This window comes from Pseudomonadota bacterium (assembly GCA_030775045.1).
Taxonomy (GTDB): domain Bacteria; phylum Pseudomonadota; class Alphaproteobacteria; order JALYJY01; family JALYJY01; genus JALYJY01.
In genome coordinates this window covers 1-10,325 of record JALYJY010000065.1, presented here as the reverse complement: position 1 = coordinate 10,325, position 10,325 = coordinate 1, and the positions used below count along the sequence as shown (strand labels likewise).

8 protein-coding genes are annotated in these 10,325 nt (G+C 59.7%); 6 read left to right on the top strand and 2 right to left on the bottom strand.

The genetic code is table 11. The features are described from left to right. Positions 1 to 2,070, bottom strand: a 2,070-nt coding sequence (locus tag M3O22_06615) for an RNA degradosome polyphosphate kinase (protein MDP9196418.1), incomplete at its 3' end; no start/stop codon positions are given. A 679-nt stretch (positions 2,071 to 2,749) separates the two neighbouring features. Here M3O22_06615 and ffh point away from each other — a divergent pair. From ffh to M3O22_06590, 5 genes are all read left to right on the top strand, one after another. Next, complete coding sequence (ffh, locus tag M3O22_06610; protein MDP9196417.1) at positions 2,750 to 4,156, top strand: signal recognition particle protein; 1,407 nt, start codon at positions 2,750 to 2,752, stop codon at positions 4,154 to 4,156. A 51-nt stretch (positions 4,157 to 4,207) separates the two neighbouring features. Next, positions 4,208 to 4,609 carry a 30S ribosomal protein S16 gene (gene rpsP / locus M3O22_06605; GenBank protein MDP9196416.1) on the top strand — a complete coding sequence of 134 codons (402 nt, stop codon included), beginning with the start codon at positions 4,208 to 4,210 and terminating at the stop codon, positions 4,607 to 4,609. Positions 4,610 to 4,805: 196 nt separating this feature from the next. Further along, positions 4,806 to 5,342 (top strand): ribosome maturation factor RimM, encoded by a 537-nt coding sequence (gene rimM / locus M3O22_06600; protein MDP9196415.1) that lies wholly within the window; start codon positions 4,806 to 4,808, stop codon positions 5,340 to 5,342. Between the two features lie 83 nt (positions 5,343 to 5,425). Next, positions 5,426 to 6,622 (top strand): hypothetical protein, encoded by a 1,197-nt coding sequence (locus M3O22_06595; GenBank protein ID MDP9196414.1) that lies wholly within the window; start codon positions 5,426 to 5,428, stop codon positions 6,620 to 6,622. Positions 6,623 to 6,725: 103 nt separating this feature from the next. Continuing rightward, positions 6,726 to 7,046: an accessory factor UbiK family protein gene (locus M3O22_06590; protein ID MDP9196413.1), complete on the top strand. Its 321-nt coding sequence runs from the start codon at positions 6,726 to 6,728 to the stop codon at positions 7,044 to 7,046. Positions 7,047 to 7,049: 3 nt separating this feature from the next. Here the strand turns inward: M3O22_06590 and lysS are convergent, their stop codons facing one another. Beyond that, positions 7,050 to 8,561 carry a lysine--tRNA ligase gene (gene lysS / locus M3O22_06585; GenBank protein ID MDP9196412.1) on the bottom strand — a complete coding sequence of 504 codons (1,512 nt, stop codon included), beginning with the start codon at positions 8,559 to 8,561 and terminating at the stop codon, positions 7,050 to 7,052. A gap of 241 nt (positions 8,562 to 8,802) precedes the next feature. On the opposite strand from lysS, the gene M3O22_06580 reads away from it, so the two are divergent. Continuing rightward, on the top strand, positions 8,803 to 10,325 hold a 1,523-nt coding region (locus M3O22_06580; protein MDP9196411.1), incomplete at its 3' end, for a hypothetical protein.

The following is a 10,325-nucleotide window of genomic DNA, read 5'->3' as shown; positions in this document are numbered from 1 at the left end:
CGCCAGGGCCTTGCCCCGGCCCGAAAGGCTGGGGTTGGTCATGAAGTATTCGTGGGCGCTGAAACCATCGTCCAGAACCATCCGGTCCCAGGTTCCGTCGGCCTGCAGGGACCAGCTCTGGGCCTCGTCCTTCAGGCTGGCCATCATGATCTGGTCCAGGATCTGCTGGTGGACCGTGGGGTTGTCCACAGGGATGAGAGTCTCGATCCGGCGGTCCAGGTTGCGGGTCATCCAGTCGGCTGACGAGATGAACACCAGGGCCTCGGGAGAGGGGAGTTCATGCCCGTTGCCGAAACAGACGATGCGGGAATGCTCCAGAAAACGTCCGACAATGCTTTTGACGTGGATATTTTCTGACAGGCCCGGAACGCCGGGCCGCAGGCAACACATGCCGCGTATCACAAGCTCGATGCGCACGCCGGCCTGTGACGCCTCGTACAGTTTGTCGATGAGGGCATGGTCCACAAGGGCATTCAGTTTGGCCCAGATGTGTGCGGGTTTTCCCTCCCGGGCAAAGGCAATTTCCCGATCGATCAGTTCCACCAGCTTCTGGCGCAGTCCCAGGGGCGAGATGGAAATTTTCCCGAACTGGTCAGGCGTCGAGTAACCGGTCATGTAGTTGAACAGCATGGCCGCGTCGTTGCCCAGTGCAGGATTGCAGGTAAAGAAGGACAGGTCCGTGTAGACGCGGGCCGTATCCGGGTGATAGTTGCCGGTGCCAAAGTGCACATAGGTGCGCAGGCCCGTATCCTCGCGCCGCACCACCATGGAGACTTTGGCATGGGTCTTCAGATCCACAAAGCCATAGACCACCTGGACGCCCGCCCGCTCCATGTCCCGGGCCAGACGGATGTTGGCTTCCTCGTCAAAGCGGGCTTTCAGCTCGACTAGGGCCGTGACGCTTTTGCCTGCCTCGGCTGCCTCGATCAGTGCAAGGACGATGGGGGAGTCCTGGCTGGTGCGGTACAGGGTCTGCTTGATGGCCACCACGGCCGGATCGCGGGCCGCCTGGCGCAGGAACTGGACCACCACGTCAAAGCTTTCGTAGGGGTGGTGGACCAGGATGTCCTTGTGCCGTATGGCGGCCAGGCAGTCCCCGGCGAAGTCCCGGATCCGCTCGGGGAAGCGGGGGGTATAGGGCAGGAACAGCAGGTCCGGCCTTTCGGGGATGAGCAGCTGGCGGATGTCGGTCAGGCCGACGATGTCTTCGCGGATAAAAGTCTCGTCATCCGGAACAGTCAGTTCTTCCTGCAGGAAAAGCCGCAAGTCGTCCGGCATGCCGGCGTTGACGCTGAGGCGGATAACACCGCCCCGGCGGCGGCGTTTCAGGGCGGTCTCGAACGTCTGGACCAGATCCTCGGCTTCTTCGGCAATTTCGATCTCGCTGTCCCGCAGGATGCGGAACACACCGGATCCCTTCAGGGTGCAGGGCGGGAAAAGCTTTTGCAGAAAGATCAGGATCACCTGCTCCAGCAGGATGAACCTGACCTGGTCCCCGGGCAGGCGGATGAAGCGGTCCAGCTGGGGCGGAACCGGCACCAGGGCATCCATGGACGCATCCCGGGCCGCATCGTGCAGCTGCAGCGCCAGGGCCATGCCCCGGTTCAGGATGAAGGGAAACGGATGGGCCGGGTCCACGGCGATGGGGGTCAGGACCGGGAAGATGGTGTCCAGAAAGACGTGTTCGAGCCATTCATGCTCGGCCGGCGTAATGTTCTCGGGCCTGACCACCGCAATGCCGGTTCCGGCCAGCTGTTCGCGCAGGGTGCTCCAGCAGGTCTGCTGGTCAGCCATCAGGGTGCCCATGCGGGTGTTGATGGCCGCCAGCTGCTGGGCCGGAGTCAGGGCTTCCTGGTCGGGTGAGACAACGCCGGCGCGCATCTGCGCTTTCAGTCCCGCCACCCGCACCATGCAGAATTCGTCCAGGTTGCTGGCGGAAATGGACAGGAACCGGACACGCTCCAGCAGGGGATGGCGGCTGTTGCAGGCCTCCTCCAGCACACGCTGGTTGAAGGCCAGCCAGGACAGCTCGCGGTTCAGGAACCGGTCCGGAGACAGATCGGCAGGCAAGGAGGAGGAAGGCGGGGGAGTCACTGGATTGGCCAGAATGGGGGTTGTGGACGTTTGCGAGAGCGTAAGCAAACCTTAACATTTGTTATCATTTTGTCATCAAAAGTCATCATTTGTCGTCACTCTTTTTTGTCATCCTGAGGGAGTGAGACGACCGAAGGATCATGTTTATTGCCTGCAGAAAGATCCTTCGCCTCGCTCAGGATGACAGGAAGCTGCAAAACGGCCTTTCCCGGTTCGGGCGGCCTGTGTTTCTTTACCATGTCAAAGAACCGCCCTGCAAAAACAGGAACGCCCCATATATAGGAAAAAAGTCATTTTGTCAAGTGGCTGCCCATCATTACCTCTCCCCCTGAGAGATCTTTGTATAACCCCCTCACCCTTCGCCATGGTTCGACAGGCTCACCATGAGGCTCAGGGTGAGGCGATCAGCCAGCGCGAAAGTCCTCATCCTGAGCCTGTCGAAGGATAGAGGATTTTCGGGAAACCAGTACTTATGCAAAGGTCTCTCAGGGGGAGAGGTAAGGGTGAAACTTTCCTTGACGCCTTGCGGGCCGCCAGGATAATGTCCGGCCAGCCAATAGGAAAAGGCAGAACAAGCGCCTGAGGGTGCCCGTCCGTCCGCGAGTGTCGCGCACGGACGATTTTGTGCTTTTGGGTCTTTAAGGGAGACGGCAGGTTGTTTGACAGTCTGGGCCAGCGCCTGGGAAACATTTTTGACCGCCTGCGCGGGCGGGGTGTGCTGTCTGCAGAAGACGTGGAGGCGGCCCTGCGCGAGGTGCGCATCGCCCTGCTGGAGGCCGACGTGGCCCTGCCCGTGGCCCGGGACTTTGTGGCCCGGGTGCGGGAAAAGGCTGTAGGGCAGGAAGTTCTGCGCTCGATCACCCCCGGCCAGCAGGTGGTCAAGATCGTCCACGACGCTCTGGTGGAAATGCTGGGCGGGACAGTGGGGCAGCCCGGGCTGGACCTGAATGTTGTGCCGCCCGTGCCCGTCATGATGGTAGGGCTGCAGGGATCCGGAAAGACCACCACGACCGGCAAGCTGGCCCTGTGGCTGAAAAACCGCGAGCGGAAAAAGGTCCTGATGGCCTCGCTGGACGTGTACCGCCCGGCGGCGCAGGACCAGCTGCGCATCCTGGGTGAGCAGACCGGCGTGGACACCCTGCCGGTCATTGCGGACCAGAAGCCGGTGGACATCGCCCGTCGCGCCATGGAAACAGGTCGCACGGGCGGATATGATGTGGTCCTGCTGGATACAGCCGGCCGGCTGGCCATCGACGATGTGATGATGGCCGAGGCGGCGGCGGTCCGGGATGCTGTCAAACCCCATGAAACCCTGCTGGTTGTGGATGCCATGACCGGCCAGGATGCCCTGACCGTGGCGACGGAATTCCGGGATAAAGTTGGTCTGACCGGCATTGTGATGACCCGGATGGACGGCGATGCCCGGGGTGGGTCGGCCCTGTCCATGCGGGCAGTAACGGGCCAGCCTCTGCGATTTATCGGCGTGGGGGAAAAGACGGACGCGCTGGAGCCCTTCCACCCGGAGCGTGTCGCCGGGCGCATTCTGGGCATGGGTGATGTAGTCAGCCTGGTGGAAAAGGCCATGCAGACTGTTGACCAGGACGAAGCCCTGAAAATGGCCGAAAAGGTCCAGAAGGGAAATTTCGACCTGAACGATCTGGCGGCCCAGCTGCGCCAGATGCGCAAGATGGGCGGGATCGGTGGCCTGCTGAACATGTTGCCTGGCATGGGGAAGATCAAGGACCAGCTGGGCGAGAAGGGCGTGGACGAGAAAATCCTGGTGCGGCAGGAATCCATCATCCTGTCCATGACACCGGGCGAGAGGCGCGATCCGGACATCATCAAGGCGTCCCGCAAGCGGCGTATTGCCTTGGGGGCCGGGGTGACGGTGAACGAGATCAACCAGCTGCTGAAACAGCATGACCAGATGCGGGACATGATGCGGCAGATGAAGAAGATGGGAAAGAAAGGCCTGATGCGGGGCGGGCTGTCGGCGCTGTTTGGCGGCGACATGTCGTCCATGCTGTCCGGGCTTTCGGGAATTCAGGGCAGGAAACCCTGAATGGAACGTGTCACTGAAACGTGTAACTGAAGAGAGAGAAGGAAAACAACAATGGCAGTAAAAATCCGTCTGACCCGGGGCGGCGCCAAAAGGCGTCCGTTCTATGGCATCGTGATCGCCAACAACCGCAGCCCGCGGGACGGCCGCTTCCTGGAAAAGGTCGGGACCTATAATCCCATGCTGGCAAAGGATAACCCCCAGCGCGTGGTTCTGGATGCCGAGCGGATCAGGTACTGGCTGGGTGTTGGTGCGCAGCCCACGGACCGTGTGGCGCTGTTCCTGGCCCAGGCTGGCCTTGCCGCCATGCCTGAACGCCGGGAGACCCCGAAGCAGTCCGCACCAAAGGCCAAGGCGCAGGAACGCCTGAAGGAAGCTGCGAAAGCCGCCGGTGGCGGTGAGGTTGCAGCGGCTGAACCCGCGCCTGAAGCGCCTGCGGCCGAAGCGTCAGCGTAATCTGGTATTATCCCTCCCCTGCAGGAGAGGTCTCTGCGAAGGTCCATTATTGTCATCCCGACCGGAGCGCAGCGGAGTGGAGGGATCTCAGGGAGATCCTTCGGCTTCGCATCTTTTCAGGATGCTGCGCTCAGGATGACAGGAAGGGTGCCGCAGCGATCTTCCAGCGGGGGAGAGGAAATTTACGGTTTTTTTCATGACCCTATCCCGCAAAATCTGTATCGGCCAGATCATGGCGCCCCACGGTGTGAAGGGGCTGGTCAGGGTGCGCAGCTTTGCCGAAAATCCGGAAGATATCGGGACGTATGCTCCCCTGACTGACGAAAGCGGCGGGCGGGTATTCCGCCTGCACCTCCAGGCACCGGTGAGGGATCACTGGATTGTCCGGATCGAGGGTGTGGCAGACCGCAACGCAGCCGAGGCCCTGAGCGGTCAGAAACTGTATGTGGACCGCAGCCTCTTGCCCGAGCCGGCCGCGGGAGAATATTACCACACCGACCTGATCGGCCTGACGGTCATGCAGGAGCAGGAGGGTGCCAGGGTGGGCGAGGTTGTGGCCGTCCACAACTATGGCGCCGGAGATTTCCTGGAAATCCGGCTGGAGGGGCGCCCGGCCACTGAAATGCTCCCCCTGAACAGCGCACATGTTCCGGAGATCCGTATCAGGGAAGGCTTTCTGGTGATCTCTCCCCCTGCGGGATGGCTGGATGTTCCGGAAAAGGAAGAAAACTGACCCTTTCGCAGGGTTTGCGCCTGAATTACTTTCATTATACCTTCTGCCGCAGTGATGGTTTCTGCGGGCAGGAGAGCGGGTTTATGACACACACCGGAAAAGCACTGGTTGCCGGGGCAGCGTTGCTGGTCAGCGGATGCGGCCCGGAAAAGTTCTGTACTGATGAATATAGTGCGCAGTACCCGGCAAGCTGTGGTTCCGGAACCCCCGGCCCCCGGCCGGAAAACAATGTCTTCCTCCAGGTGGATATCGAGAACTCCGATATCGGGAGCAGGGACAGGCGCTTTTTTGTACTGGAAGCCTTTGCCCTGCCTTCTGATCCGGTTCTTGTCCAGAAGGCCCTGGAGGGTATTTATCTGGGTCTGACCTGGCTGTCTCCCTGGAAGGAAGCTTTTGACGAATTCCAGAGGCCGGTTCTGGAGGCTTTCAGGATTGAAAACGGGATGGAAGCCGTCCAGGTTTTCGGAAAGTACGCTGTGCGGTCCTCAGGCCTTGATGTCAGGCCGCACTGGATCACGGGATCTGACGGGGTGACCAGGGGGCCCGTTTATACCCTCGGTTTCGGATCGGCCTGGATTGTGGACAGTACTGAGTCCTATGGCGGCCTGAAGCCTGTTTTCTGTGGTTATGTAAAACCTTCCACAGACTGGAATTATATCGCCCATGCGCTGGGGACGGTTCCCCAAGGCTATATCCGGGCCATGTCCGGTGACGATGTCGCCGCGCATACGTGGGCGCAGGCTCTGGCCCTGTGCCTTCCTGAAGAGCCGAAAGCAAGAGGTGAAGAGACCGGGCGGCAGCTGGATACAAAAGTATATGCGCTGCAGGCCTTGAAAGGCCACGGCAATTTCAGCGCCATAGCCATGGAACAGCACAATCTGTCCCTGGCGCAGGCTCTCCAGGAGAACGGGGAGGAATCCCCGGCAGCTGTGGCGGATATGGTTCGGACATGGCGCTATATACAGCTTCATGGCGGAACACCGGAAGAGGCTTTCAAAAAGTACAATTTTCACCAGTTCCATTTCACGCCTGATACGAGGGAGCTGGAAGCGGCCTCCGGAGAACTGGAAAAAGTTCTTGAAAGGATCGGGCAAAATGTTCCCACAGTACCCGGAGATCCAGACCGCTTCAGAAACCCCGTACACCGGCTGGACAGGGCCCTGTGGCTTGCAGACTGGTGCAAGGTGAATCCAGAGGCCGCCGGGGTAGATGTTGTCACATGCCACACCCTGGGGCAGATTGCCGGTGCAGCAAGACTGTATTATCCCGCCATACCCTGATCTTCAGAAGAGGGGTTTTTCAGGAGGGCAGGGGGTATTCCTCTACCCTCTTGCATTTTCAGGCAAAAATGCCCATTTTTTCTGAAGCCCCAGGGAGGATGCCATGCAGACCAGTCACAAATTGTTTGATGATATGGCCAAGGTGGCCAGTGGCGCCATGGATGCCATGTCCGGCGTTCGCCACGAGATCGAGACCATGATCCGCCACCAGACGGAACGCATCATGGGCCGGATGAACGTGGTCCCGCGTGAGGATTTCGATGCCGTAAAGGCCATGGCTGCCAAAGCCCGGGAAGAACAGGACGTCCTGGTGAAGAGAGTCGCACATCTGGAATCCCGGGTGATGGATCTGCTGCGGGAACGGTCCACCCGCCTCGCTGCGGGGACAGAACAGGACGGTACATCTCCGCCTGTTGAAACCTGACAGTTATTCCTGCACCGGCCGCATTGTCGGAAACGCAATAACCTCGCGGATGGTCGGGCTGTCGGTCATCAGCATGGCCAGCCGGTCAATGCCAATCCCCATGCCGCCCATGGGCGGCATCCCGAAGGCCATGGCCTTGAGAAAATCCTCATCAACAGGGTGGGGGGGCTCATCCGGGCCCCGTTTCTGTTCTGCCTGTTCCTCAAACCGGGCCCGCTGTTCGCGCGGGTCGTTCAGTTCTGAAAAGGCGTTGGCGATTTCCCAGGTATTGACATAGGTTTCGAACCGCTGGGCCAGCCAGGGGCGGTCCGGCCAGGCCTTGGCCAGCGGGGAAATATCCTTGGGCAGGTCTGTCACATGGACAGGCTGGACCAGTTTTTTCTCGACCCTGTCCCCAAATGCAACCTCGACAATCTGGCCCCAGGACATGCCGTTTTCCACACTGAGGCCGATCTTGCGGGCCTCGCGCAGGGCATCCTGCGGATCGCGGAACTGTTCCAGATCCAGGCCTGTATGCTCCCTGACCAGGGAAGTCATGCTGCGCCGTGGCCAGGGCGGGGTGAAGTCAATCTCCTGCCCTTGGAACATGACCCGGGTGGTGCCGTGAAGCACTGTGGCCACGTGGCTGACCAGGGCTTCTGACAGGTCCATCATGGCCGTAAAGTCCACGTACGCCTGGTACAGCTCGATCATGGTAAATTCCGGGTTGTGGCGGGGGCTGAGCCCCTCGTTCCGGAAATTCCTGTTGATCTCGAAAATCTTCTCGGCAAGGCCCCCGATCACCAGCCGCTTGAGGTGAAGCTCGGGCGCAATGCGCAGGTAAAGCGGCATGTCCAGCGCGTTGTGGTGAGTGGTAAACGGCTTTGCCAGAGCGCCACCGGCAATGACGTGAAGCATGGGGGTTTCCACCTCCAGCCAGCTGCGATCGTACAGGTACTGGCGGATGGTGGAAATCATGCGGTAGCGGGCCCGCAGGGTGGTGCGGGTCTGTTCCGAGGTGGCCAGATCCTGTTCCCGGTGGCGGAAGCGGTATTCCACATTTTTCAGGCCATGATACTTTTCCGGCGGTGGTTCCAGCGCCTTGGCCAGGATTGTGGTGGTGTGGGAAGAAACGCTGATCTCTCCCCGCGGGGTGCGGCGGACATGTCCGGTCACGCCGACAATATCCCCCAGATCCATCAGCTTCAGGATCCCGGCCTGGCGTTCGTCCAGAGTCTTGATGTTATGATAGACCTGCAGCTTTCCCGTATCGTCGGTGAGATCCACGAACATCCCGCTGTTGCGCACAGCTGTAACGCGGCCCGCTATGTGGACAATCTGCTCCGTTTCCTCTCCGGGCTGGAGGGCATTGAACGCGTCATGGACCTGTTTTGCGGAATGGGTCTTTTCAAAACGCGCAACTGCGTAAGGACTGCCGGCCGTTTTTTCCAGCTGCTCCAGCTTTGCGCGGCGCTGGGCCAGCTCATGGGATGAATGGAGGGACGAAGTGTCGGGAGAGGCGTCCGGGTGATCCATGGAATGTGTTCCTGCAATTTCGGGTATTTGTCCGAAGATATGGCATACTAGGCTTTTTTGTGAAAGGGGAGACAGGAAGCAATGCCATAGTCCAGCCATGCAGGAAGGGGATATGTTCCGGATTTGCTTCGTGTGTGGAACTAGTCCTGCAATATGAAATAATCCCTTTACTCGAGTCGCAAGGCATATTAAACGTAATGCAGATATTGCCTTTTCAGGAACGTGATACAGGAATTTTTCCTTGAAATTGCGCCATATTCTCATCGCCTGTCTCACCTTGCTGCCGTCGATGGCGATGGCCCAGCAGTATGACGGGCTGGACGTGATAGTGCCAACAACGATTGACGGGCTGCAGGACGGGACCGGGCCGGCGGCGGGGGGAACATCGGGGTTTGTGACAGGTACGGCTCCGCTGACCATCGACGGGATCGGCGGGGAGTATTCCGGATTTATCACGGACAGTGTTTCCCTGATTATCCTGAATGCCGACCAGGCCCTGTCAGGCGGCAATGACTTCAGTGGCGGAACAACCATTGGCAGTGGCGGGATTCTGCGGGTACGGAGTGACGATGCCCTGGGAAGTGGTCCTCTGATCCTTGAGAGTGGCGGGACTTTTGTTGTTGAATCTCTGGCACCCTTTATCACCGGTCTGGATGCCCGGGCCGGAAGTACCATTGACATGTCCGGCGGCCACATATTCCTGCAGGTGGGCACCCATACGGTGGCTACATCACTCAACGGGGGCGGCGGAACCATCTTCATGAACAGCGGTGCGATCCTGTCCCTTCAGGCCATCAACGCCCTGAACCAGGTGTCGCTGAATCCTTTGGGAAATACGCTTGTTCTGATGAACGGTTTTAACCAGCAGCTGGGGGATCCTGTTTCCAGCTCAACATTTTTATCATCAGACGAGATTGATCTGGGCGGTGGAACCCTGTCCATCACCGGCACGACCATCATGGAAGGATCGTTTACGGGTGGAGGAACGATCCAGCTTGACCCCGCTGGAACACTGCAGCTTGGCGGCGTTAACCCGATCCAGGACGGCATCATTATAAATATTGTGGACAATGCTTCGGGCTCGTTCAATCTGGCAGGATCTACCATCACCTTTACGGAAGACACCCTGCTGAGCAACAGCAACTCATCCATTTCCCTGAGCACTCTCTCATCCGGCCCGGGGACCGTGATCCTCGACGTTTCTCCCGGAGAAGAAATCCAGCTGGGCCGGATTGGTGAAGTCGGCGGGGCCGGCAGCATCACCAAGAATGGCACCGGCACGTTGCGTCTGGGCCTCGGGGACTACACAGGCGGTGCTTTCGACATCAACGCCGGCATGGTGATCCTGACCAGTGCCATCAACGGGGCGGGCGGTGCGACAATGACCGTCGACAGCGGCGCCACCCTCACTACGCCAGGCACCGCCACCATCACCGGCGTAACCTTCACCAACAACGGCACTATCGATCTGGACGCGGGGACACAGCTGACCGTCCCCAACTATACCGGCGCCGGTCTTCTGGATTTCGGCCTGACAGATTCCGGCGGCGCACAGCTGCGCGTGGCATCCGGCGGCACCGCGAACTTTCTGGCGGGCAGCGCGATCACGGCTACGACCCTGGCCGGAAACTACAGCCTGGGGCAGAACTATACCGTGGTTGATCTGTTGTCCGGAGCCACCCTGTCAGGTGCGGCGAATATTGACGGCAATACAATCACAACCCCGCTGGTGGAGCTGGAAGTCAACGCCACCAACGGCCTCGA